Origin of the sequence: Niallia taxi (genome assembly GCF_032818155.1) — a bacterium.
GTDB classification, from domain to species: Bacteria; Bacillota; Bacilli; order Bacillales; family Cytobacillaceae; genus Niallia; species Niallia taxi_A.
In genome coordinates this window covers 1-25,568 of record NZ_CP102589.1, presented here as the reverse complement: position 1 = coordinate 25,568, position 25,568 = coordinate 1, and the positions used below count along the sequence as shown (strand labels likewise).

The window sequence follows — 25,568 nt, the reverse complement described above, 5'->3', positions numbered from 1 at the left end:
AAGGATGATGAAAATGAATACAAGTACATTGCCAAGAACTGCCGTCCTTAACAGAGAACAGATTTCTGAAACGTCAGTTACAAATAAAGATTTAATCCTTCAAGTGAAGGACTTAGACATATATTACGGAGAAAAACGAGCAGTTAATACCATTTCAATGGATATCGAGAAAAATTCAATCACTGCATTAATTGGACCGTCTGGCTGTGGTAAGTCAACTTTCCTTCGCAGTATTAATCGAATGAATGACCTTATTCCTGGAGCTAAAGCAAAAGGAGAGATTCTGTATGAAGGCTTGAATATCCTTGGTGATAACATTGATGTTGTTGCATTAAGAAAAGAGATTGGCATGGTGTTCCAAAAGCCAAATCCTTTTCCTAAATCAATCTATGAAAATATTGCGCATGCATTGAAGTTTGCGGGGATAAAGAAAAAAAGTGAGTTGGAAGTCCTTGTAGAAGAGAGCTTAACGAAAGCAGCACTTTGGGATGAAGTAAAAGACAGACTTCATAAATCTGCTTTGTCATTATCTGGTGGACAGCAACAAAGACTTTGCATTGCCCGTACAATTGCAATGAAGCCTTCACTTATGCTTCTTGATGAGCCTTCATCTGCTCTTGACCCGATTTCAAATGCCAAGGTCGAAGAGTTAATTGTGGAATTGAAGAAGGAATATTCTATTTTAATTGTTACACATAACATGGGTCAGGCTTCAAGAATTTCGGATAAGACTGCCTTCTTCTTGAGCGGAGATTTAATTGAGTTTGATGCGACAGAGAAAATTTTTACAAACCCATCTGTTAAAAAGACAGAAGAGTATATTTCCGGCAGATTTGGATAAGGGGGGACTATCATGTCAACAGCAGTTACGCACGCGCCTGTATTTGAAATAAATGATTTAAACCTTTGGTATGGAGATCACCATGCCTTGAAAAATATCAATTTCCCGATTAACCGCAATGAAGTTACGGCTATTATCGGTCCATCCGGCTGTGGTAAATCGACTTTTATTAAAACTTTAAACTTGATGATTAATATGGTGCCAAACGTTAAGATGTCTGGTGAAATTAACTATAAAAGCAAAAACATTATTAACAAAAAAATGGATCTTGTTGATTTGCGCAAAAATGTCGGCATGGTTTTCCAAAAGGGAAATCCATTTCCGCAAACAATCTTTGAAAATATAACATATGGGCCGAGAATTCATGGCGAAAAACGAAAAAAGGTGCTTGAAGAGATTGTAGAAAAATCACTTCGTGACGTTGCACTTTGGGATGAGGTAAAGGATCGTCTGCATACTCCGGCGATGGGACTTTCAGGTGGGCAGCAGCAGCGTCTTTGCATCGCAAGAGCGCTTGCGACAAAGCCTGATGTGCTTTTAATGGATGAACCTACATCTGCTCTTGACCCAATTTCAACATTGAAAATTGAAGAGCTGATGCTTGAATTGAAGGAGAAATATACAATTGTTGTCGTGACACATAATATGCAACAGGCAGCACGTGTTTCAGACAAGACAGCCTTTTTCTTAATGGGAGAGCTAGTGGAGATTGACGAAACATCTAAAATTTTCTCAAGACCGGCTGACCAAAGAACAGAAGATTATATTTCCGGACGATTTGGATGATTGGGGTGCAGGGATGAACACTAGGACGAATTTTGACAGTAATCTTAAAGAATTAAAACAAAGTCTTTTAGATATGGCGGAAGAAGCAGAATATGCCATCAAAAAAGCAATGGTTTCCTTAGTTAGCCAAGATTTGCAGAAGGCTGAGGAAGTAATTGAAGGAGACAACAAAATTGACGAAATGGAAAATAAGATTAACGATCAGGCAATTTTGTTAATCGCAAAAGAATCCCCAGTAGCAACAGATTTAAGAAAAATAATCGTAGCTCTCAAAATTTCGTCTGAAGTGGAACGGATTGCCGATATGGCTGTTAACATTGCTAAATCCACCATTCATATTGGCAGTGAACCGCATATTAAGGATATAGTGGAAATACCGCTTATGATGGAGAAGGCACTAAATATGCTAAGGGAATCTTTAACAGCCTTCTATACGGAGGATACGGTTATAGCAAAAGCAAGTGCTGAAAAGGATGATGAGATTGATGCAATGTATGGCCGTCTTATTCAGGAACTTATGGGTTATATCCGTGAGCACCCAAGTGAAACAAAGCAGGTAACACAGCTTGCCTTCGTCTGCAGATACATCGAACGAATCGGCGACCATGTTACGAATATTGCCGAAAATGTTATCTATTTAGTAACTGGAAAAAGATACGATTTGAACACATAATCAGCAGATTTATCTGCTGGTTTTTTTATTGTTATATTTTTGTAAAATTTCCGTAAATTTGTAGATATAACTTCTTAAATCCTTCATATTGGTAATTAGGTATATTGTCTTATTTATCTTTTTTTGCAGGAGGAAAGTCATGTCTGGGAAATGGAAATTCAAGCTGAAGCCAAGGACATTCAATATTGTTAAAAAGAAGGCAAAGAGTAAGAATCGGGAGAAAACCTCATTTAGATGGAAGGATATGCAAGTTAGGTCAAAGCTCTATTTACTGTTTGGTTTTAACACTGTTCTGTTTTTCGCTACAACAATAGTTGTAATTATATTGCTCAATATGTTCTGGTCAAAAACAATCGATATAAAAAATCAGGGAGAAAAGGCTGCGGCAATTGAGGAAATAGGCTCTCTTATACGAGCAAAGGATATCCGTATTGCGGACTATATCACCTTTTTAAAAGATGAGGACATTAAAAGCTATCGACAGCTGCGAAACGAACTAAATGAGTCGCTAGATAGCTTAAATGGGACAATTGCAGATAAAGAGCAAAAACAGCTGATTAATAAAATAGAAGAGAATAATGAAAAGATAGATGATTTGTTTATTCGGACTGTGGCTCCGGCGGTTGTAAGACTAGATGAAAAGATTTACACGGACGCAAGGATGGAAATCGCACAGCTTAGAGAGGATAATGCAGCGATACTTGCGGACTTAGTTAACTATGTAGAGTCAGACCGTAATAATACGATGCAGAACATGGAACAGAGCATGACGTTCTTTGTTTGGCTCATAATAGCAGCTGCAGCGATGTCTGCTATCTTCAGTGGAGTCTTTGTTTACTTTGTCTCCCGTTCTTTAAAAAACAACCTAGAAAGGGTTGTGCAAAGAGCTAGCAGAGTAGCGCAAGGAGACTTGTTGGAGGAAGAATCTCTTTATGATGGCAAGGATGAGATTGGCCAGCTGGAAACAGCAATTAATGGCATGATTTACAGTCTGAGGAGTATGGTGAACAGTATTGGGAACGCTGCTGTTTCTGTTAATAACAACAGCGAGGAGCTCGCTCACAGCTCATCAAATGTTAAGCATACAAGTCAGCAGATATCTGAAACGATGGCAGCTTTATCCGCGAGTGCAGAACAGCAGGGAGAGGGTACAAGCCAGCTGATTGCCGCATACAAGTCCTTTAACAGACAGCTTGGAGTTGCCGCAGATAATGGAGCAATGGTGAAGGATAGCTCTGAAAAGGTTCTCTCTGTAACATTGAAAGGGCATAATTCGATGAAAGAGTCGATTACTCAAACTAATATTGTATACGAGATGATACGAGACACATATGAAGAAGTGCTAGGAATGGAAGAGAAAACAAGAAATATTCATACACTAGTTGAGTCAATAAAAGGGATTGCCGCACAAACAAACCTGCTGGCATTAAATGCTGCAATTGAAGCAGCAAGAGCAGGTGAAGCAGGCAAAGGCTTTGCAGTAGTGGCAAATGAAGTGAGAAATCTTGCTAATCAAGTGGAAACATCATTGGTGGAAATCAACAGTACAGTAACAGCGGTGCAAAATGTTTCAGAAGCAGTATCCCGCTCTCTAAAGAACGGTTTTCAAGAGTTAGAGAATGGCTCCGTTAAAATCAAGCAAACTGGAGAGGGCTTTGAAACAATAAAGACGGAAGTGGAAGACATGGTTTGTAACATTGCTGTAATATCAAATACACTTGCACAACTTATGGCTGGCAGTTTGGAGATTAAAGCAGGTGTAGAAGTGGCAGCAGAGGCTTCACAAACTTTTGCCGCAGGTGCTGTTTCGTCGTCCGGATCCTTGCAGGAGCAGGACGGAGAGCTAGAACATATCTTTGCTAGAACAAAGGAAATGCTTTCAGAAGCAAATAATTTATCAGCACTTGTGAAGAATTTTAAGATGTAATAAAAAAAGCTGTTTGGTAAATGATAGAATTTTTAATAGAAATAAAACACATTACTAGTAAAACATTCCAGCGTGTAAGCGTTTTTTAAAGGAATTGACTCGTTAATTTAATAGAATTGTAATTTAACAGCCCCTTTCATGTGTTATAACTTAATGGAAAGGGGTTTTAAGATGAGTCTGATTAAAAAAATGATGGTTTTATCATTAATATGTGCTTCTTTTTTTTCTACTTCATTGATGGCACATGCAGAAACGAGTCAAGAAACACTTACAAATGGTAAAAGCAAACTAGAAGAAAACGATAGATTGCTCGATGAAAAAGAGCAAGAACAGCAGCAAGCATCGAAAGAGCTTAAAGCTGTGCAGGATGAGCTTGAGTCTACAGAAGGCCAATTAGAGGCTAGTAAAAAAGAAATCTCATCCATCGAAGGTAAAATAGAAGAGACAAAACTTCTGATAGAAGAGAAAAAAGATCAGATTGTTGAGTTAGAAGATAAAGTGCTAGAACGTAAGGATGTCATGAAGGATAGATTGGTAGCCTTACAAAATACAGATAAAACAAACATAATTATGGAAGTTATACTTAATGCTCAAGATTTATCAGATTTCATTGATCGTGCAGCAGCTGTATCAGCTTTCTATAATGGCGATAAAGACCTTCTGGAACAGCAGCAGCAGGATCTAGAGACTATTGAGGCAGAAAAGAAGGATGTTGACGATAAAGAGGCAGAGCTTCAGCAAAGCTATGAATCATTAGCTGAAAATCAATCTGCTCTTGAAGCGAACCTGGAAAAAAGACAGGCCGCTGTATCTGAAGCAAATAATAAGTACAAAAGCATCTCAAAGGAAATTAAGATAGCAGAGTCAGAAAAGGCAGCTATTCAAGCAGAATTGAAGGATGCAGAGGAAAGCATCAAGAAACAGCAGGAAGAGGCAGCAGCACGTAAAAAGGTAATTGTGCAGCAGCAAACAGCAGTATCTGCTGAAACGACTGAGGCACCCAAATCTTCTTCATCATCTAAAGGTAAGAGTAATTCAAGCTCAAGCTCAAATTCAAATAAGAATTCAAGCTCTAAAAAGGAAAGCAGCAGTTCAGAGACAATTTATGTATCTGCAACAGCATACAGCCATGAAAGCACAAAGTCTGATTATACAGCCCTTGGTTATAATATCAAAAAGAATGCGAACATGAAGCTGATTGCAGTTGATCCTTCAGTTATCCCATTAGGCAGCAAAGTTTGGGTAGAAGGCTATGGTGAGGCAATCGCTGGCGATACAGGCGGTGCTATTAAAGGCCATAAAATTGACGTTCTGATGCCTAATAACGGCAAAGCAAAAGCTTGGGGACGCAAGACAGTTAAAGTGAAAATACTTGATTAATAATGATATGGTGCAAAGCAACTGAGCTTTGCACCTTTTTTGATTTTGTATGAAATATCAGAATATTTGAGAATAATTCTCATACTGGAAGGAATCATGCTATAATTACTTCTGGCAAATGTGCCAGAAAAAATTGAAGGAGCTACATATGAAAAAATTAATGTTATTCATTTTGTTCAGTGTCCTGTGCCTTGCAGGATGCGCCAGCAATGCAGATAAAGAAGAACCGAAAGAGAAAAAGGAACAAACGCTTAAAGTGGCTTCCTTAATCCCTCCTATGACGGATATTTTAGAAATAGTGAAGCCTTTGATGAAGGAGGAAGGCATTAATTTAGAGATTGTTGTTCTAAATGATAATGTTCAGCCGAATAATGCTTTGGCAAACAAAGAAGTGGATGCTAACTTCTTCCAGCACGTACCGTATATGGAGCAGTTCAACAAAAATTCCAATGCTGATTTAGTGGCAGTTCAGCCGATTTACCATGCTGTATATGGCGGTTATTCTCCTAAATATAAATCATTGGATGACCTTCCAGATGGAGCAACTGTGGCTATTGCGAATGATCCAACTAATATAAGCAGATCTCTTGCCCTTATGGATAAATATGGATTGATCAAGCTGGAAGATGATGCAACTAGCACAGATGCTACAGAGGCAGATATTGTTGAAAATAAACGTAACTTTAAAATTAAAAAAGTGGATTTACTTATGCTTGCCCGTGTATATGAAGATACAGATTTAACGATCATGACTCCTGCTTATGCTGAACCGTTAGGCTTGAAGCCAAACAAGGATGCTCTTTTAACAGAAGGAGTAGAGTCTGCATTCGCTATTACACTTGTAGCGCGTAAGGATAATGCTGATTCAGAAGCAATTAAGCTGCTAGCTGAAAAAATGACAGGACCAGAAGTGAAGAAATTCCTTGAGGAAGACTTTAAAGATTCTGCATTACCAGCATTTTAAGGTAAAAAAAAGATCCAGCTATTACTAGCTGGATTTCCAAAGTATATCTATTTCAAGGGGGAACTTGAAAAAGAGTAATTGTCTTAACATATACTTATTGTACCCCGCAAATATGAAGAAATTATGACAAAACTATCAACTTTTCATAACAAGTTTGTGAAGCTTTAAAGACTAAAAAAGCAGTTTCTCTCACTTAAAGAGAACACTGCTTTTTTTGTTGGTAGAGTTATTTTTTCAGTTTATTCCAAGTTTCATCAAGAGCTTTCATTGTTTCTTCTCTTGTGCTTTCTTTACCAACATATGCCTGCAGGCTAGCACCAAATTCCTGTCCAGCGCCATCTGGGTATTTCATAAACTGCCAAGTATATGTTTTGCCTTCTTGAGAGTATTTCTGAAGTTCAGCACCTAGTGGACCGATATCATCTGCACTTGCTTCAATTGTTTTGAATGCAGGTACATATTTGAAGTCTTTTACTAACATAGTTTTCGCTGTGTCAGAAGTGACCATCCAGTTTAAGAAGTCAAGAGCTGCCTCTTTATCAGCATCTGGAGCTCCATTGTGGACAACCCAGTTTGTTGGAACGTCAATCATTAATTTATCTGATTGCTCTTTATCATCGCTAAGCGGCATAGGAATAAAGCCAACTTCCAAGTTTGGATCCAATTTGTCTAGCATCGGCTGAATCCAGTTACCTTGTTGAATCATCGCTGCTTCACCTGTGGCAAATAGAGTTACTTGTGTATTATAGTCTGTTGTTAAAGGATTTTTGTTGCCGTATTTCAAAGTTACGTCTAACAAGTCAAAGTATTTGTTAAAATACTCATTTCCTTCAATTTTGGAAGTACCATCATTTAAGCCTTTAATGAAAGCATCTGCATCATCCTGATAAGCAAATGGCACGTTCAAGCCGTGATTTGCTAGTACCCACCACTCGCCATAACCGATGGAGAATGGAGTAATGCCTGCAGCTTTTAGTTTTTCTGCTGCTGCTTCTAATTCAGTGAAAGTAGTTGGAAGCTCTGTAATTCCTGCTTTTGTAAATAATTCTTTATTATAGGCAAATCCATAACCCTCTAAGTTTACTGGCTGTCCGTATACTTTACCGTCAATTGTCATCGGTACTAATGCGCTTTCATAAGCGTCCTTAACCCAAGGCTGATCAGATAGGTCCTCGAATTTATCCTTCCAAGTAAGGGCTTCTTGGTAGCCGCCATTGCCGAAGATATCTGGAGCTTTATTGGAAGCGAATTTTGCTTTTAGTGCAGCTGAGCCGTCAGCGCCGCCTCCGACAGATTCAATGTTGAAAGAAACGTCAGGATGCTCTTTTGTATATGCATCTGTAAGTGCTTTTAATTGGTCAGCAATTTCAACCTTGCCGTTGAATATATCAACAACAACCTTGCCGTCCTTGCTGCCGGAATTATCAGAAGCCGTTTCGTTGGAACATGCAGTTGCAAGTAAAAGTGTCGCAGACAAAACACCTGCTGCTAATGAAAATTTTTTGAATTTAAAACCCATTGGTTTCCCCTCCTGAATTAGGAAAAAATTTTTATATGGATCTCCATCCTTTTAAGAAAGGATGGAGGTAGATCCCGTTAAGTACGTTACTTGATAGAGCCGCTTGTAATCCCCTTGATGATGTGTTTTTGCATCGCAAAGAAGAAAATTAATAATGGGATGATACCGAGCATCAATGCTGCAAGTGCTAAATCCCATTGCTTCGTATATTGACCGAAGAAGAAGAAGGTTGCCAAAGGAATCGTTCTTAAATCTGGATTTTGTAAGACTAGGGATGGAAGCAGATAGTCATTCCAGATCCAAAGGCTGTTTAAGATAACGATTGTCACAGTTATCGGCTTAAGAAGCGGGAAGACAATGCGCCAGAACAAGCCGAATCGTGAACATCCATCAATGATGGCTGCCTCTTCCAATTCTACCGGTATTCCTTTAATAAATCCGTGATACAAGAAGATAGTCATACCAGACCCAAACCCTAAATACATGATAACAAGTCCCCAGATGCTGTTAAGCAGATTAAGGCTTCCTGCTGTCTTGATTAAAGGAATCATGATTGATTGGAATGGAATAATCATTGCCGCAACAAAGGACATAAAGATAATATTAGAAATTTTCTTTTTTGTTCTGACAAGCATGTACGCAGCCATTGAACAGAAAACAACGAGAACGATATTACTTGCTATTGTGATGATTAATGAATTACCCAAAACCTTCAAGTAATCTAGTTTTTCAAATGCACTAACATAGTTTTGAAATTGAAGTGCCTTAGGCAATGCAGATGTATTCGTCAAAATTTCCGCAAATGGCTTTAAGGAATTTGAAATTACATAATAAAATGGCACTAAAAAGACAAGTCCGATTAATATCGCAAATATTTCTAGAATAAAGGTTCTTCCATTATATTTGTTGCCCATTAGGATTCAACCTCCTTCTTCTTAGAAAGTGTTACTTGAAGGACAGAGATTGTTGCCACAACAAGGAAGAATATTAAAGCTTTTGCTTCACCGATACCATAGCGGTTATTGACAAAGGCTTCTGTATAAATGTTAAGCGCTAACATTTCAGTTGACTTAAATGGTCCACCGTTTGTTAGGGAAAGGTTAGCATCAAAGATCTTGAAGGAAGATGCTGTTGTTAAGAACAAGCAAATTGTTACAGCAGGCGCAACAAGAGGCATTGTAATATGGCGCAATATTTGCCATTTGTTTGCTCCGTCAATTTTAGCGGCTTCAATAAGCTCCTGTGGTACGTTTTGCAATGCCGCAATATAAATAATCATAATATAGCCGGCACCCTGCCAGACACTGACGATGACAATTCCCCAAAACGCTGTATTAGCATCGCCAAGCCATGCCAACTCAAAGAGTGGAATGCCTGTTAACTCTCCAAGGGAAGCAAATCCTCTAACGAAGATGAACTGCCAGATGAATCCAAGCAGCAAGCCGCCGAGAAGGTTAGGCATAAAGAAGACAGTCCGCAATATATTTCGGGTTTTCAGCATTTGTGTGACCAGAAGCGCCAGACCAAAGCCGATAAGATTCGTCAATATAATGGCGACAATCGTATACTTCGTCGTCAGTAAGAATGACTCTTGGAATTGTTTATCCTCTGTAAACAAATATTTGAAGTTATCCAGTCCAACCCATTTTATTTGTCCTGTAATACCGTTCCAATCAGTAAAAGAATAATAGATTCCTGTAAAGAATGGAACTAAAACAATAATGGTAAAGGCGAGGAAGACAGGACCCACAAATAATGTGAACAGCCCTACGTTTTTAAGCCTCTTTTTCTTGGCTGTAGTGACAGGTTTTTTTGTATTTCTATTAATTGTAACGATATTGGAACGATTCTGTTCCTGCAAATTATTTTCGTTGTTCACTTTCCGCACCTCCTGTATGTATAATGTAAGTTATAAACGAATTTTATGAAACTGCTTACATTGACGAGAAGGGTGGAAAATATTAAACTGCCTTTTTCGCTTAATGGAGTTGTTTTTTTAGAATAGTAATTTAATGAAAGTGAATATATTAATAGAAGTAATGTGATAAAAGAAAAAAAGTTGCTCATACTTGTGCAATTTGATTCGTACATATAGAAGGGAGGGGAGGTCAGGAGAGGACACCTAAGAGCTGCTGACCAAACATATGAAATGGGGAATTCGGAAGAAACTTATACTGCTGCTGATGATTGCAACAATTCTCCCTTTCGGAACGGGAATCATCATTACTTATTACTATACGATCGACTCTATTAAAGAAAGATCTGTCACAACTAACTATGACTTTATCAAAAAAGGTGAGGAAGAGCTGTCCGTCTATCTCGAGGATATTGCTCAGATGTCGTCTGTACTGTATCGCTATACTCCTTTCATGAATGTGCTTGGAAACGGCATCTCTGATGACAGTAAGGTCAATGAGGAAGAGGTAAGAAGGCTGCTCGCATATTTGTTTAATACAAGGACGGAAATAGAGCAAATGCATCTGTACATTAACAATGGTTCTGACTCTTATACAAATTATCACAGCAAAATCAGTGCCAGAGTTAAGTACAAAAATGTCTTTGACCACCCTTATTATGCTCAATTTAAGACGAACACGACAGACTATTCGTTAATTGAGGCGCCTCATGAAATATACAGCTACAACAATATTTCTGAAATACCGAATTCAGAGAAAGTGAATGTGTTAAGCTTTCATAATATCATTCGAAACATCCCTTCAGAGGATTTTCTCGGGTTTCTGTCCATTGATATCAACCTGTCAAGAATTGCGAGCATAGCGGAACGGCTATATACAGCAGAAGAGGAAGATTTGTATATTGTGGATGATCAAAGGAAAATCATTTATTCCTCATCTAAAGAGGAAATAGGTAAAGGGATGGCAGATAATTGGTTTAATAAAATAACGAAAGAGAGAGACAAGCATAGTCTGGAATGGGAGGATAAGGACTTTTCAGGTGTGATTGTATTCCAGAAGTTCTCTGTCCAAGAAAAAGACTGGTATATAGCAAAGCGGATTCCTTATGCCGTTTTATACCAGACAGCAAGAGAAACTGTTGTGATGAATAGCTTAATTGGCGTTATAGCCTTAGCAATCGTGTTATTAATTACGTCACTTGTTTCAGTTAAGGTAACAGCGCCAATTAAAGTATTGATTGCCAATATGAAAAAGGTAGAAAAAGGCCAACTGGAAGCAGATTTTGACTCATTAGGAAATGATGAAATTGGCATGCTCGGCAAACACTTTAAATCGATGATAGGGAAAATTAATTTGCTGATTGATAAAGAATATAAGCTGGAGATAGAAAACAAAGCATCACAGCTAAGGGTGCTACGGTCCCAAATTAATCCGCACTTTTTATATAACAGCCTGCAATCAATTGGAACGTTGGCATTAAAGGCAAAAGCAGCAAATGTTTATTCGCTGCTTACGTCGTTATCAAACATAATGAGGTATAGCATGAATATGCAGGAGGATATTGTTCCATTTACGATGGAAGTTAAGCATGCACAAAGCTATCTATCCTTGCAAAAGCAGCGGTTTGATGAGCGCTTTGAGTACACTATTGATATTACTCCAGGAATTGGGAGCTTGCATGTTCCGAAAATGATTCTCCAGCCAATTGTTGAGAATTGCTTCAAACATGGTTTTGCAGACCAGGACAAGCCTGAGGAAATTTCTATTCAAGCCACATTATTGAATGACTATATTGTTCTGTCTGTTAGCGATAATGGCAAGGGGGTTAACCAAAAGCAGCTTCAGGAAATCAGGCAAAAGCTTTATAGGAAGGAGGCTGTCACTGAACCTGGTCAAAGGGAATCAATCGGCCTGAAAAATATTTATGAGCGGCTGCAAATTTATTATAACAATCAGGCTGAAATGATCATAAGCGGCAAGGAAGAGCACGGGTTTATGGTAGAAATATATATTCCGAAGAAACTTAATGGGGTGCAGGAAAAATGAAGGTTTTAATCGTTGATGACGAAAAGCATGTAAGGGAAGGCATTCGGCTGCTTGCGAATTGGGAAGAAAATAATATAGAAGAGATTTATGAGGCGAGCAATGGGGAAGATGCGATACAGCTCATTGAGCGTTATAAGCCAGAATTAATTTTCTCTGATATGAAGATGCCGAAAATGGACGGAACAAAATTGCTTGAATGGATTAAGGAAAATAGACCGACAAGCAAAACGGTTGTTATCACAGGTTATGATGACTATGATTATATGCGTAAGGCGATTCATTTCAACAGCTTTGATTATCTATTAAAACCAGTTGATCCTGAAATCTTGAATAATACCCTTAAAAATGCAGTGGAAAAGTGGAATGAAGAGGAGTTAGATAGAAAAAAGAAGCTGAACTTTGACCAGCTTATTAATAAGATGAAGCCTGCATACCGGGACAGAAAACTAACCCATTTTTTAACAAGTAGATCAGTTAACGAAGAGGTTTTTCGCGAATTCCAATTCTATTTAGCAAGTGAATACAGGGTTGCTGTTATGTTCTTAACGGAAAAAACAATTGAGAATTTCAATAAGGACAGGGAATTAGCTTATTTTTCGATCCTGAATATTATAAGTGAAGCCTTAAATGAAAAAAGAGCCGGCATTGCGTTCCGCTATTTAGCGAATAAAGGAGAAATCGCTATTATCCTTTGGAATAAGGCAGAGGATGTGGACAGGCAACTGACAGAAATCTATCAAAAAATCCGCGCAACCTTTAATATTTCCTGTCCGATAGCGGTTGGCGGACCTGTAAGTGAGCTTGCAAAGCTAATGGACTCTTATGAATTGGGAAAAGAGCAGCTTTTATCTATGAATGTTCTTGAAAAACGGGAAACAAGAGTTTATATTAAACCAGTTTTGCCTAAGCTAGAGTGGAAAAGCTTAATGAAACACAACACAGCGATCAAGATGGCCATGCAAACAGGAGAAATTGGCGCATTTACAGACATTATTCAGCAAATAGAAAATGAATTTACAGAGAACGGCTTTTTATCATGGAAACAGCTATTGCATTTTGAAAAGGAATATCGGATTGTTGGAGAACGGTGGTATAAGCACTTCCAAATTCCTCTTCCGAGTGCATGGGATAGTGCCTCCAATAGAATGGATGCCTTTTTTGAACCTGAGGGCAGTTTTCTTCTTGAGGAATATAAGGCTTATATAAAAAGAGATATAGCTGTGTTTTTGAAAAAGGTGAAAAGAGCAGCTGCCAGCAAAGAGAGTAGCATTATTTATGAAATTGAAAAATATGTTATTGCAAATTTTAACAGAGACGTTAAATTGCAGGAGCTTTCAGAACAGTTTTATATTAGCAGAGAATATATTTCGCGTAAGTTCAAAAAAGAATTTCATGTCACGATTACTGACTATTTAACTAAGATAAGAGTGGAAAAGGCTAAATCCCTGCTTGTGAACAGCTCGCTGAAAATTTATGAGATTGCTAATCTGATAGGATATCAGGATGATAAGTATTTCCGGAAGCTGTTTAAGAAAACAGTTGGTGTTACCCCAAATGAATATAGAGATTCAAAGATTAGCGGATAGTTTAAAAGGTAAAAAATAGGTCTAAATTGTTTTATTTACTAATATAAGGGTAAAAGGATGTTCAATATATTCCACCCTATTTGCTCAATGTAAGCAGTTTCAATCTTGTGGGTATGCTTTAGAATATATAGGAAACATATCAAAACAGTGAACCAGCAAGGCAAGGGGTGCAAAGTAGCTCTTTGGATTTTTGAATAGATGAGGTGCGTATAGATGAACAAAAAATGGTGGAAAGAAAGTGTAGCATATCAAGTTTATCCGAGAAGCTTTATGGACAGCAATGGCGACGGAGTGGGTGACTTAAAGGGTGTCACTTCAAAGCTTGATTATCTAAAGGATCTGGGCATTGATGTCATTTGGCTTTCTCCTATGTACAAATCACCGAATGATGACAATGGATATGACATTTCTGATTATCAGGATATTATGGAAGATTTCGGTTCGATGGAGGACTTTGATGAGCTTCTTCATGAAGTGCATGCACGTGGCATGAAGCTAATTCTAGACTTGGTTATAAATCATACGAGTGATGAGCATCCATGGTTTATTGAGTCACGCTCATCGAAAGACAATCCAAAACGAGATTGGTATATATGGAGAGACGGTAAGGATGGAAAAGAGCCGAACAACTGGGAGTCTATTTTCAGCGGTTCTGCGTGGAAGTTCGATGAAGAAACAGAGCAATACTTCATGCATATATTTTCCGCAAGACAGCCCGATCTTAACTGGGAGAATGCAGAAGTGCGAGAAGCCCTTTATAACATGGTTAATTGGTGGCTTGATAAGGGAATTGACGGCTACAGAGTAGATGCCATTTCCCATATAAAAAAGGCTCCGGGGTTGCCGGATTTATACAATCCGAATCATTTGGAATATGTACCAAGCTTCCCTTATATGATGAATGTTCATGGAATTGATGAATACTTGAGCGAGTTCGCTAATAAAACAATTAAGAATTATGATATTATGACGGTCGGCGAGGCAAACGGTGTCGGTTTAGATGATGCAGATAAGTGGGTTGGTGAGGAGCAAGGTTATTTCAATATGATTTTTCAGTTTGAGTTCCTAAGTTTATGGAATAAAGACGATGAAGATAAGGTTGATATTATTGCCTTGAAAAAAGTACTCTCCAAATGGCAAAACGGTTTAGAAGGAAGAGGCTGGAATGCTTTGTTTATCGAAAACCATGATCAGCCCCGCAGGGTGTCTTCTTGGGGAAATGATAAGCGCTACTGGAAGGAAAGCTCTAAAATGCTTGCTGCCATGTATTTCCTTATGAAGGGAACGCCATTTATATATCAAGGCCAGGAAATCGGTATGACGAATGTTCAATTTCCCTCTATTGATGATTATGATGATGTTGGCATGATTAACTTCTATAAAGTTGAGTCAGAGAAGGGTGTGCCGCATGAGGACATCATGAAGGTTGTCTGGAAGCAGGGCCGTGACAATGCAAGAACACCGATGCAATGGAATAAAGAAAATATGGCTGGCTTTACAACATCGAATCATACTTGGATTGGTGTGAACCCTAATTATCTTGAGATAAATGTCGAGGATCAAGAGCAGGATTCTGATTCTATCCTTGCCTTTTATAAAGAGCTTATACGTTTGAGAAAAGGCAGTCCATTGTTTACTTATGGAAGCTATCAGCTTTTATTGGCAAACCATCCTAGATTGTTTGTCTATACAAGAACCTTAGGGAAAAGACAGGCAATTATCATTAACAATTTCAGTGATAAGCCGACGATATTTAAGGTTCCTTCCGAAATCACCTACAAATATTCAGAGCTTGCCCTTCATAATTATGACGTTAGGGATAAGAAGCTGCGAAAGCAAACGGCTCTTAAGCCATACGAAACAAGAGTATATTTCATCAGTTAGTTCCTAAGAAGGCTTAGCCAATATGGTTAAGCTTTTTTTGCTTATCAATTTATTGGAATAAGTGTATAGTGAGTGTACAGAACAGTAAGACAAAAAAGGAGCTCTATCTATGAAGGGAAAAGATTATGATAAAATCCTGCGCATAAAGACAGAAGGAGAACAGGCTGGCTTTAATAGCTCACTTCATTATCACCGCTATGAACCGACTCCATATGAATATTTAAAAGTCTTTTTTGAGGAGTATCAGCTACAACCGGAAGACCGGCTCGTTGATTTTGGCTGTGGAAAAGGCAGAATGCAATTTTTGCTTCACCATTTATTCCAGCTCAAAAGTGTTGGTATTGAAATGAATGAAGTGTTTTATGCAGATGCAGAGAGAAATAAGCAGAGCTATTTTAGAAGCAATAAGAAGCAGGAAGACATCCAATTTTTGCTATGCAAAGCCGAAGAATATGCAATCGATCCTGCTGATACTATCTTTTATTTTTTTAATCCTTTTTCAATCAAGATTTTTACGAAGGTAATAAATAATATCTTATTTTCAACAGAGCAGTATGAGCGAAGCATTAAAATCATTTTATATTATCCATCAGATGAGTATATTTTCCTATTGGATGAACATCCCTCCTTTGTAAGAGAAACTGTATTTTCCATCCCTATTTTTCCTAAAGAATCGAGGGAGAAGTTTGCTGTTTACAGGCTTTATTAAGCAAGGAAGGTAGTCTTTGCGAATTGGAAAAAAGTACTGTATCTACATATCTTGTAGAACCAATGATTATCCTATATAGTCATATATATATAGTAAAAAGGACATGGGATTAAAGTTTGTGATGGCAATTGATAAACTACAATACTATTAATCATTAATCTGCTATAAATTGAGTAAAAGGGAGAAAAATCTATGTTTTTGTTGCCAGATAGCAGTAAGGTAGTGTATTTAGAAGGCCATTATTCTATGCCTGTTGTCGCATTATCCATTATTATTGCGTGTATTTCATCTTATACTGCTCTATCCATGAATGAGAGAATAAGATACAACAGCTTTTTTCATCACTATGTATGGCTGACCCTTGCATCGCTAACAATGGGATTTGGGATATGGTCCATGCATTTTATCGGGATGAGTGCACTAATGCTTCCTACTTCGATGAGTTACAATATAGGTTTGACAGTTATTTCCGTATTGCCTGCGATGCTTGCGTCCTTCCTGGCGTTTTATATGACAAGCTCTGGAAATCGTTCGACTAAAACGATTATAATCTCAGGAATTGTCATGGGAATAGGTATTTCTGCCATGCACTATGTAGGTATGATGGCGATGGTCATGAAGGATGTAAAGTATGTTTATCAGCTTAAATATTTTATCTTATCAGTAATCATTGCGATAACAGTATCATTTGTATCACTATTTATTTTTGCACGCTTGAACAGATATATGAGTAATCTGCTTTTAAAGCTGTTTACTTCTATTATAATGGGACTTGCTGTCGCTAGTATGCACTATACCGGAATGTATGCGGTGAAGTACTATGTGGCTGCAGATAAGTATTTAGATTACAGCATGATGCATGAGATGAATGTAGGAATTTTGATTCTAGCCGTTGCAGCAGGGACATTTGTGATTCTGCTTATTTCCGGCTTATCGGCATTGCTTGACCGCTATGTTGATTATAGGATTAATTATTTTGACCCGCTAACAAGATTGCCAAATAGAAGGCAGTTTGAAAATGTTATCCATACTGGAAATGTTTCCGGATTAGCCATTCTCCATATTCATGAGCTGGAAAAATGGAATAGTACGTATGGATTTGAATTCGGTGATGAAATTATCCGATACATTGAACAGCTAATAGTAAAGCTTAAACCGAAAACCGTCGCGGTCTATCGAATTGAAGGACATAGACTTGGGTTTATAAGTAATAGCAAGGAAGATAATAAAAAACTGGAGGAAATGGCTTTTCAGATCTCAGCAATTCTGTCATCAGCAATAAATATTAAGGACAGAATGATTATTGTTAATACTGTCTTTGCCCTTTCGTTTCTTGATAAGAAGCGGGATGAAAAGCTGCTTTATGAAAATGCCATTGCTGTCTTAAACCATCACTCTGTTCGCTATGAACATGAAGTGATACATTACAATCCGGAGATTCATATCCAGTCCTTCCAGAACACACTTGTTGCCGATGTAGAACAGGCTATGAGGGAAAATCACTTTTACCTTGTATATCAGCCAAAAGTGGAAATGGTGTCTGAGAGAATGGCAGGCTTAGAGGCCTTGTTGAGATGGAACCATCCTATTTATGGATTTTTATCGCCAGCAGTTTTTATCCCGATTCTGGAATCAGCAGACAAAATGTTTGATGTGACAGATTGGGTGATTGACAGAGTATGTCAGCAGATTGCAAGCTGGGAGAAAAATGGAGAAAAAATACAGGTGTCTGTTAATATTCCTGGTCCTTATGTGACTTCTCCAAGGCTTATGTCTTACTTGAGAGAGTCAATTGACAAATATGGATTTGAACCCGAGCTATTAGAGCTTGAGATGACGGAAACAAGTGCTGTTGAAAATATTGAAGGAGCAATTCAAGCAGTACATGCATTTAGGAACAGTGGCTTTTCAGTTGCTCTTGATGATTTTGGAACAGGAGTATCCTCGTTATCGTACCTTAAGAGACTGCCAGTTTCTACTTTGAAAATTGACAAGTCCTTTGTTGACGGCGTACCAGGTTCCCGAAAGGATTCGGAAATTATGAAGGCAATTATTGCTTTAGGGAATTCCTTGCACTTGAATATTGTTATTGAAGGTGTCGAAACAGCTCAGCAAGTGGACTATTTATATAATGTAGATGGATGTAAAGTGCTTCAAGGCTATTTCTATGCCAAGCCAATGGTTCTATCGGAGCTGGAGGAATGGCGGGAAAAATTTATAAGTGAATTAACTATCCATTAAATTTGAAAGCAATGAGTTTCTTTATTTGTTTTAAACAAAAAAGAAGCTCTTTTTTGTTTAAAAAAGAGATGCATCCAGGTGTATTCTATTGCTTACGGGTTTCTCCTTTTTTTCGGTTTTTGAATAAAAGAACAATAAAAAATCAGTGAGAAAATGCCGATTACTTCTACTAGAAATAAACCATTAAGGATTGTGCTTAACATTTTGCATCCCTCCGATATGATTGCTTCTTACATCTTTAATATATCCAATAACCATTTAGCTACTATTAATGTATTATTAAGTTAAAGTAATGAATGTATGATATTTATGAAGCTTAGTTAGATAGTAAAGCGGACGGTAGAGACTGGAATTTATGATATAGTAGACAGACGAGGAGTGAAAAATAATGTATTTAACAATAGAAGAAACAGCTGAATATTTATCTGTATCTGTGTCATATGTGGAAAATTTAGTGCTGCAGGGTAAAGTTAGGGTATTGCATGATGAGGAAGGAAATGTGCTGATTTATAAAGATCAGTTTAAGACTCATTTTAAGCAGCTGGAAAAGTACCAGCTTCTCATACAAGAACTGGAAAATGAACCAATACCAGAAGATAAAGATATTAAGGATGAAGATTAACAAAAATTTCTATATAAAAAGAGGCGAATGGCTATAGAGCTCATTCGCCTTTTGTTCATGTGTTTGTGGCCAGTTGGAAATACTAAACTGGACACAGAAAGGGTGCTTTGTCAGCTTACGGCTCCAGCCAGGTTTGCGACCATTTTTCAATTTCCTTCATTAATGGCTGTAATGAACGGCCTTTTTCAGTCAGAGAATATTCTATACGCACAGGAATTTCAGGGAAGACCTCCCGTATGACAATTCCTTGTTTTTCTAATTCCTTAAGCCTTTCTGAAAGAAGCCGCCCGCTGATGCCAATAGATGATTCAATGGTGCAGAAGCGCTGAGATCCATTTAGGAGCTGATAAATAATCAAACCAGTCCAACGCTGACTTAGCAATCCCATGGCTTTTTCAAACCTTGGGCAAATGACAGATGGATTCATGCTAAATTCACTCCTTTTTTCTATTATACAATAGTTATTACCTTAAGTAAAAGTATTATCATTTATAAATTAGTTACTTTACAATTGTAGTTTATTAAAATATAATTACTTACATAAAGTAAGTATGAAGATATTAATGACAGGAGGGGTTCACTTGAGTTTTCATGAGTACCCAAATTTATATGTAGAGCATGTAACATTAAAAGTAAAGGATTTAGACAAGATGATTTCTTTTTATAAAGAGATTATCGGCTTTCAAATATTAGAACAAACTGACAGTAAGGCAGCATTAAGTGCAGACGGGAAAACAGCGTTGTTATATTTAGAAAAGCTTGAGGAGGCAGAAGACAAAAGAAGCCGGACAACAGGATTATATCATTTTGCTCTTCTTGTGCCGACAAGAGAGGATCTTGGTGCACAATTGCAGCATTTATTGGTAAGCGGCTACCCACTGCAAGGGGCATCTGACCATAATGTAAGTGAGGCACTATATCTTGGAGACCCAGAGGGAAATGGCATTGAAATTTATCGCGATCGTGCTGCAGATGAATGGGCTTGGGATGGAGAATTTGTAAAAATGGATACATTACAAATGGATGCCCAAGGTGTGCTGGACTCAAGGGGTCAACTACAGTGGAATGGCTTGCCAAAAGGGACGAAAATGGGACATATCCATCTTCATGTTGCTGAATTAGGGGAAACGGCAGATTTCTATGTGAAAGGCTTAGGCTTTGATATTGTCCAGAAATATGGAACTCAAGCCTACTTTATATCTACTGGCAAGTACCATCATCATATCGGCCTTAATACATGGAACGGAGTCGGTGCTCCTGCTCCGAAGGAAACAAATCCTGGCATGAAATATTTTGACTTGAAGGTCCCAAGTCATACTGCAAGAGAGGAAATGGCCGCAAGACTGGCAGTCATGAATGCAGAGATAAAGAAGGATAATGATGCTTATTATGTTAAGGATCCGTCTGGAAATACTATTCGTTTAGTTCTCTAAATATATTTCAATTTCCGTGATAAAAAAAATTGCGTAATTCCCACTTTATTATTAAAATTTTAAATAATGATGTATAGATAAGAGGAAGATAATTAGTCGTTTTTTCCTTTGAAATTTCCAATCATAAATTTTAGAGTAGGTGGGAATATTTTGCAGAAGAATGAACAGCTATATAACTATTTCATTGAAAATGCGGACAGGTTAACTGATGAATGGTATGCAAACCTGGATAGAACAGACCCTAATGGTGTATACGCTTCCGATAATCTGGAGATTATTCGAACATTAAAAAAGCAAAATAACGATTTTCATTATTACTTGGCAAAGGTATTCATTGAGGAAGAGGAAAGTTTTCTGAAGGATTTTCAGGAATGGGTGGTAGCCATCGCTTCCGATAAGGAGCACTTAGAAACTCCTATCCATTTTATCATTAGAGAATTTATCCGAACGAGAGAGCAATATTTTCAGCTAGTGAGGGAATTTCAGAAACAGAATAATGTGCCAGAAGAACGCATTACAGTTTGGAACCGGAGCATAGTGAGGGTATTTGATATTGTCATTGTCCAATTTACAGAACAATTCCATGAAAACTCCATTAAACAGCTTCGGGCACAACAGGAAATGATTAATGAGCTTAGCTCGCCTGTTATCCTGCTCAGCAAAAACCGTGCATTGCTGCCGCTTGTTGGCGACATTGATACAGCGCGTGCTGCTGCTATTTTGGAAAATACAATTAAACAATGTGCTGACAAAAAGGTCACACAGCTGTTTATTGATTTGTCTGGAGTCATTATTATTGACACGATGGTAGCACACCAAATTTTCCAGCTGATTCATGGCTTGAGTTTAATTGGAGTTCATTCCACACTTTCTGGTATAAGGCCGGAGATTGCCACAACTGCGATTCAGTTAGGATTATCCTTTAATGACATTTCCATTGCATCCACACTAAGCAAAGCGATTGCCATTTTTTAGTAAGTAATCAGCAATCATTTATCTTTCTTCCTAACAAAATTAACTGCACCGTAAATTTTTACGGTGCAGTTTTTTAATGGTTTTATTCCTTGCCAAAGGAGAAGTCAACAGCCTCTTTGGAATGAAGGTAAGTAGTGTTGAATAAAGGAATGTCGATATCCTCATCCTTAATCAATAGGGGGATTTCTGTGCATCCAAGAATAATTCCTTCTGCACCATCAGCAAGCAGCTTACGGATGATTTCTAAATAACGTTCCTTTGATTCCGGAAAGAATTTTCCTTGGCAAAGCTCATCAAAAATGATCGAGTGAACATCCTCTCTGTCACAAGCCTCTGGAATGATTGTTTCGATACCATAAAGATTAAGGACTTCTTTATAGAAGTCTTGCTCCATCGTAAATTTCGTTCCAAGCAAACCAACTTTCTTAAGACCTTTTGTTGTAATGCTTCGTGCTGTTGATTGTGCGATATGAATAAGTGGAACGGAAATCGCCTCTTGCACCTCTTGTGCCACCTTATGCATTGTGTTCGTGCAAATAAGGATAACCTCTGCACCGCCCGTTTCCAATGTTTTGGCTGCATCTGCCATTAGTTGAGCTGCTTGTTCCCATTTTCCTTCCCGCTGAAGAACAGCCATTTCCTCCATATTAAAGGAATAGATTAAACATTTGGCAGAATTTAATCCTCCAAGCTCTTCCTTCACTAAAGTATTGATGATTTGATAATAGTCTGCTGTAGATTCCCAGCTTAGTCCGCCGATTAGTCCAATTGTTTTCATGTTTTCTCCTTTGTTTATAGTTTTCAAAAGCATAACATGCTATTCTGGTATAAAGTAGGACCACATTTTATAAACTTTAATAGTGCCAGTTCATTTGAAGGTGGCTTAGTATGATATTTATTACAGTAGACAGGTCAAGTTCAATATCCTTAACACAGCAAATTTATGAGCAAATAAGAACAAGTATCCTTGGCAATACCTTAAAAGAAGGCCAAAAATTGCTGTCAACAAGAGAGCTTTCTGCAACTATCGGTGTCTCACGCAATATTGCTATGGAAGCTTATGACCGATTAATAGCTGAAGGCTTTTTAGAGGTCAAACCAAAGGCAGGCACATATGTTTCAAAGGGAACAACACTTACTACGATTAAGCATATGGAGCATGAAAAGTCGCGAACAGATTTATTCCAGACGGAAAAGTCTTATATTGATTTTCGCGGTGGCAATCCGGCAACTGATTATTTTCCAAGAAAAAAATGGGGCCAGCTTACAAAAGAAGTATGCATGGACTCGCCTCAGCATATATTCGGCTATAGTGATCCCAGAGGAGTCCAGGAACTAAGAAATGTGCTTGCTCAGTATTTACGAAAGGCCAGAGGTGTAAAATGCGATCCAGATCAAATCATCATCACCTCGGGGGCAACGCAGGCTTTGCGGCTAATTACAGAGCTGCTCTTGAGTCCTGAAGGCTTCATTGCATCAGAGGATCCTGTTGCAGATGAGATGAGAAATATTTTTGCGATGGCAAATGCGAAGGTGTATCCAGTGCCTGTGGATGAAAATGGAATCATTCCCGAGCAGTTGCCTGAAGATGCGCCTAACTTTCTTTTTGTTATTCCCTCCCACCAGTTTCCTTTAGGTGGTATTTTATCCATTCAGCGAAGATTAATGCTGATTGAGTATGCAAGACGAAGCGGCTGCTATATTGTGGAGGATGATTATGACAGTGAATTTACATATGAAGGTGCTCCTGTTCCCTCGATGCAGGGAATTGACCAGCAGCATGTCCTGTATGTTGGTACGTTCAGCAAAATATTATCTCCAGCTTTGAGAATAGGCTACGTTGTTTTGCCGCGTAATTTATTGCATGAATTTCAACAACTTAAATGGTTTAATGACAGACACACATCGAGCATTGAACAGTATGTGCTCGCTCGTTTCATGGAGGAAGGGCATTTTGATAGACATATCCGCAAAATGAAGAAAATTTATCAAGAGCGAAGGCAAGTACTAGTAGATGTTATCAAACACTATTTTCCTGATGCAAGAATTATCGGAAAAGCAGCTGGAATGCATCTCGTAGTTGAATTCCCAGGTGCTCATTTTACAGAGAATATTATGAAAAGAATGAAACAGGAGGGTGTATGCATATATCCTGTTGAACAATACAGCATGCAAAAGGGCAAGCATAAGCATCTTGCCGTTTTAGGGTATGGCGGTGTTGCCCCAGAGGAAATAACCAAGGGCATCAGCATTTTAAAAAGGGTGCTTGAAAGGGAAATCTAAATTGTTTTACATCATTTTTTAATGAACCAATATTTATTTTATGATATAAAAAAGAAAACCAGAAAAGACAGTAAGGAGTTTTATTTCGTGATGGAACAAAAAGGGAAGAGCGCAAAATTAAAAATAAGTTTATTTATACTAATGGGGATTTTACTAGTATTATTCTTCATTCCAACTCCTTATTATTTAAACCAGCCAGGTTCTATTGAACCACTTGCGGAAAAAGTCACTGTAGAGGATGGGGATAAGACAGAAGCAGGCAGCTTAAACTTAACAACGGTTTACTCTATTAAAGCAAGTAACCCTTACATACTGCTTTATGGATTACTGGCTCCACATACGGAAATCAAAAAAGAAGAAGAGGTCAAGGGTGACCTTTCAGATGCGGAATATAATTCTTTGCTGCTTCATATGATGGACAGTTCAAAGCAAAATGCTATTATAGCCAGCCTTGATGCTGCTGATGAAAAGGTTGAATATGATTATAATGGAATTTTTGTCGCGGGCGTATTGGAAACATCGAAAGCAAAATCCGTTATTCATGTTGGAGATATCATCCATAAGGTGGATGGGGAGGCATTTACAGAGGCAACGGATTTAATTGCATACTTAAAGGATAAAAAAGCTGGTGACAAGGTAGTATTGGAATATACACATAATAACAAGGAGAAAAAGGCGACTGTTGAAATGATTGTGCTCGATAAGAAGACAGGCCAAGTCGGGATTGGAATAAATCCAGAAAACAATATGTCGATTGATCCTTCTGTTAATGTGAAAATAAACAGTGACAATATTGGCGGTCCGTCAGCAGGGCTAATGTTCTCATTAGAAATATATAACCAACTAGTCAAGGAAGACTTGACGAAGGGCTATAAAGTAGCTGGAACAGGAACAATGGATGCTGAAGGCAATGTTGGCCAAATTGGTGGCATAAAGCATAAAATCGTTGCGGCACATAAGGCTGATGTGGATATATTCTTCTTTCCAGAGGACATAAATAGCTATGATACAAATGAGCAGGAAATTAAAGCGCAAGTAAAAGAGGAAGGCTATGATGACATCAAAATCGTGCCTGTCAGTACATTACAAGATGCAATCGACTACTTGGAGAAGCTTCCAGCAAAATAATAGACAGAAAAAAAGCGGGTGATTATCTCACCACGCTTTTTTTGTTTTTTAAATGGATTAAAAAGAACGTAGTTTAAAATGAGAGGATTAGGGAATATTATCAACATGGATACATAGAACGGAACGTATTTCTTCATCATTGAAGAATGGGCGAAGGAGGTAGTACAATGAATGATTTTTTAAACGGAGTATTTAGTATATTTTATGGGGTATTTGGTTTCCCAATAGCAATCATCTTTATTATTATAGTCGTCGCAGCCGTAATACAGATCAGAAAGCGCCGACGCCGTAGAAGGGAAGACTGGCATGGCCAATCACCTGTAGAAAAGATTGAAAAAAGTGATAATGATAAGAATAAGTAAACAGGCATTACTGTGAAATAATAATGCAAGTTTAATCAAACCGACCTATTTTATCTTATTGATTAATAGTTCGGTTTTTTGTATTTTCGGTTTTAATAAATAAAGTCTTTAAATAGAATATCCCTTTATAATTAGTTCTTTCCAATGCCCTCGCGTCCAATTTTTGCAGGATTATCCCAAGCTTTTTACTCAATATAGAGGTTATATGTTGTTTTGTCTTTTTCCCGTTATCTGTCCTGTTAGCTGTATAAAGAGAAAGGGTATATAGGCACTAGAGAGACGGGCGAGAATTT

22 protein-coding genes are annotated in these 25,568 nt (G+C 37.9%); 17 read left to right on the top strand and 5 right to left on the bottom strand.

Annotated elements, in window-relative coordinates; translation table 11 throughout:
- Positions 1–13: 13 nt before the first annotated feature.
- From pstB (NQZ71_RS00110) to NQZ71_RS00085, 6 genes are all read left to right on the top strand, one after another.
- The gene (pstB, locus tag NQZ71_RS00110; RefSeq protein WP_127740220.1) at positions 14–841 is read left to right on the top strand and encodes a phosphate ABC transporter ATP-binding protein PstB; all 828 of its coding nucleotides are present in this window, start codon (positions 14–16) and stop codon (positions 839–841) included.
- Between the two features lie 12 nt (positions 842–853).
- Positions 854–1,627 carry a phosphate ABC transporter ATP-binding protein PstB gene (gene pstB / locus NQZ71_RS00105; RefSeq protein ID WP_317011163.1) on the top strand — a complete coding sequence of 258 codons (774 nt, stop codon included), beginning with the start codon at positions 854–856 and terminating at the stop codon, positions 1,625–1,627.
- Positions 1,628–1,640: 13 nt separating this feature from the next.
- Entirely contained in the window at positions 1,641–2,300 is a 660-nt protein-coding gene (phoU, locus tag NQZ71_RS00100) for a phosphate signaling complex protein PhoU (RefSeq protein ID WP_317011162.1), read from the top strand.
- A gap of 139 nt (positions 2,301–2,439) precedes the next feature.
- Positions 2,440–4,227: a methyl-accepting chemotaxis protein gene (locus tag NQZ71_RS00095; RefSeq protein WP_317011161.1), complete on the top strand. Its 1,788-nt coding sequence runs from the start codon at positions 2,440–2,442 to the stop codon at positions 4,225–4,227.
- Positions 4,228–4,398: 171 nt separating this feature from the next.
- Positions 4,399–5,607, top strand: a complete 1,209-nt coding sequence (locus tag NQZ71_RS00090) for a 3D domain-containing protein (protein WP_317011160.1) — start codon at positions 4,399–4,401, stop codon at positions 5,605–5,607.
- A 148-nt stretch (positions 5,608–5,755) separates the two neighbouring features.
- Positions 5,756–6,571, top strand: a complete 816-nt coding sequence (locus tag NQZ71_RS00085) for a MetQ/NlpA family ABC transporter substrate-binding protein (protein ID WP_317011159.1) — start codon at positions 5,756–5,758, stop codon at positions 6,569–6,571.
- Between the two features lie 226 nt (positions 6,572–6,797).
- On the opposite strand, the gene NQZ71_RS00080 is transcribed toward NQZ71_RS00085, so the two are convergent.
- The 3 genes from NQZ71_RS00080 to NQZ71_RS00070 form a co-directional block, all read right to left on the bottom strand.
- Positions 6,798–8,090 (bottom strand): ABC transporter substrate-binding protein, encoded by a 1,293-nt coding sequence (locus NQZ71_RS00080; protein WP_144456199.1) that lies wholly within the window; start codon positions 8,088–8,090, stop codon positions 6,798–6,800.
- Between the two features lie 86 nt (positions 8,091–8,176).
- Entirely contained in the window at positions 8,177–9,004 is an 828-nt protein-coding gene (locus NQZ71_RS00075; protein WP_127740205.1) for a carbohydrate ABC transporter permease, read from the bottom strand.
- Complete coding sequence (locus tag NQZ71_RS00070; protein WP_317011158.1) at positions 9,004–9,969, bottom strand: carbohydrate ABC transporter permease; 966 nt, start codon at positions 9,967–9,969, stop codon at positions 9,004–9,006. The genes NQZ71_RS00075 and NQZ71_RS00070 overlap by 1 nt, the downstream gene beginning before the upstream one ends.
- 265 nt (positions 9,970–10,234) lie before the next feature.
- Between NQZ71_RS00070 and NQZ71_RS00065 the strand changes: the two genes are divergently transcribed.
- The 6 genes from NQZ71_RS00065 (at position 10,235) to NQZ71_RS00040 (ending at position 19,094) form a co-directional block, all read left to right on the top strand.
- Entirely contained in the window at positions 10,235–12,052 is a 1,818-nt protein-coding gene (locus NQZ71_RS00065; RefSeq protein ID WP_317011157.1) for a cache domain-containing sensor histidine kinase, read from the top strand.
- Complete coding sequence (locus tag NQZ71_RS00060; protein WP_144456195.1) at positions 12,049–13,638, top strand: response regulator; 1,590 nt, start codon at positions 12,049–12,051, stop codon at positions 13,636–13,638. The genes NQZ71_RS00065 and NQZ71_RS00060 overlap by 4 nt, the downstream gene beginning before the upstream one ends.
- Positions 13,639–13,851: 213 nt before the next feature.
- Positions 13,852–15,522, top strand: a complete 1,671-nt coding sequence (locus tag NQZ71_RS00055; RefSeq protein ID WP_275009597.1) for a glycoside hydrolase family 13 protein — start codon at positions 13,852–13,854, stop codon at positions 15,520–15,522.
- A 109-nt stretch (positions 15,523–15,631) separates the two neighbouring features.
- Positions 15,632–16,231 carry a class I SAM-dependent methyltransferase gene (locus tag NQZ71_RS00050; RefSeq protein WP_260054030.1) on the top strand — a complete coding sequence of 200 codons (600 nt, stop codon included), beginning with the start codon at positions 15,632–15,634 and terminating at the stop codon, positions 16,229–16,231.
- Between the two features lie 192 nt (positions 16,232–16,423).
- Positions 16,424–18,472 (top strand): bifunctional diguanylate cyclase/phosphodiesterase, encoded by a 2,049-nt coding sequence (locus tag NQZ71_RS00045; RefSeq protein WP_260054031.1) that lies wholly within the window; start codon positions 16,424–16,426, stop codon positions 18,470–18,472.
- A 388-nt stretch (positions 18,473–18,860) separates the two neighbouring features.
- The gene (locus NQZ71_RS00040) at positions 18,861–19,094 is read left to right on the top strand and encodes an excisionase family DNA-binding protein (protein ID WP_127740191.1); all 234 of its coding nucleotides are present in this window, start codon (positions 18,861–18,863) and stop codon (positions 19,092–19,094) included.
- 115 nt (positions 19,095–19,209) lie between these two features.
- On the opposite strand, the gene NQZ71_RS00035 is transcribed toward NQZ71_RS00040, so the two are convergent.
- Positions 19,210–19,521, bottom strand: coding sequence for a winged helix-turn-helix transcriptional regulator (locus NQZ71_RS00035; protein WP_127740189.1), 312 nt, complete (start codon positions 19,519–19,521; stop codon positions 19,210–19,212).
- A 154-nt stretch (positions 19,522–19,675) separates the two neighbouring features.
- On the opposite strand from NQZ71_RS00035, the gene NQZ71_RS00030 reads away from it, so the two are divergent.
- Both NQZ71_RS00030 and NQZ71_RS00025 read left to right on the top strand, forming a co-directional pair.
- Complete coding sequence (locus NQZ71_RS00030; RefSeq protein ID WP_144456187.1) at positions 19,676–20,527, top strand: VOC family protein; 852 nt, start codon at positions 19,676–19,678, stop codon at positions 20,525–20,527.
- 150 nt (positions 20,528–20,677) lie between these two features.
- Positions 20,678–21,502, top strand: a complete 825-nt coding sequence (locus tag NQZ71_RS00025; protein ID WP_317011156.1) for an STAS domain-containing protein — start codon at positions 20,678–20,680, stop codon at positions 21,500–21,502.
- 82 nt (positions 21,503–21,584) lie between these two features.
- Here the strand turns inward: NQZ71_RS00025 and NQZ71_RS00020 are convergent, their stop codons facing one another.
- Positions 21,585–22,280 carry an aspartate/glutamate racemase family protein gene (locus NQZ71_RS00020; RefSeq protein ID WP_317011155.1) on the bottom strand — a complete coding sequence of 232 codons (696 nt, stop codon included), beginning with the start codon at positions 22,278–22,280 and terminating at the stop codon, positions 21,585–21,587.
- A 110-nt stretch (positions 22,281–22,390) separates the two neighbouring features.
- Here NQZ71_RS00020 and pdxR point away from each other — a divergent pair, with 110 nt between their 5' ends.
- The 3 genes from pdxR (at position 22,391) to NQZ71_RS00005 (ending at position 25,275) form a co-directional block, all read left to right on the top strand.
- Entirely contained in the window at positions 22,391–23,785 is a 1,395-nt protein-coding gene (gene pdxR / locus NQZ71_RS00015) for a MocR-like pyridoxine biosynthesis transcription factor PdxR (RefSeq protein WP_260054033.1), read from the top strand.
- Positions 23,786–23,875: 90 nt separating this feature from the next.
- A complete protein-coding gene (locus NQZ71_RS00010) occupies positions 23,876–24,913 on the top strand; it encodes a SepM family pheromone-processing serine protease (RefSeq protein WP_144456322.1) in 1,038 nt (345 codons plus the stop codon).
- Positions 24,914–25,080: 167 nt separating this feature from the next.
- Complete coding sequence (locus tag NQZ71_RS00005; RefSeq protein ID WP_144456181.1) at positions 25,081–25,275, top strand: Loki-CTERM sorting domain-containing protein; 195 nt, start codon at positions 25,081–25,083, stop codon at positions 25,273–25,275.
- The last annotated feature ends 293 nt before the right edge of the window (positions 25,276–25,568 follow it).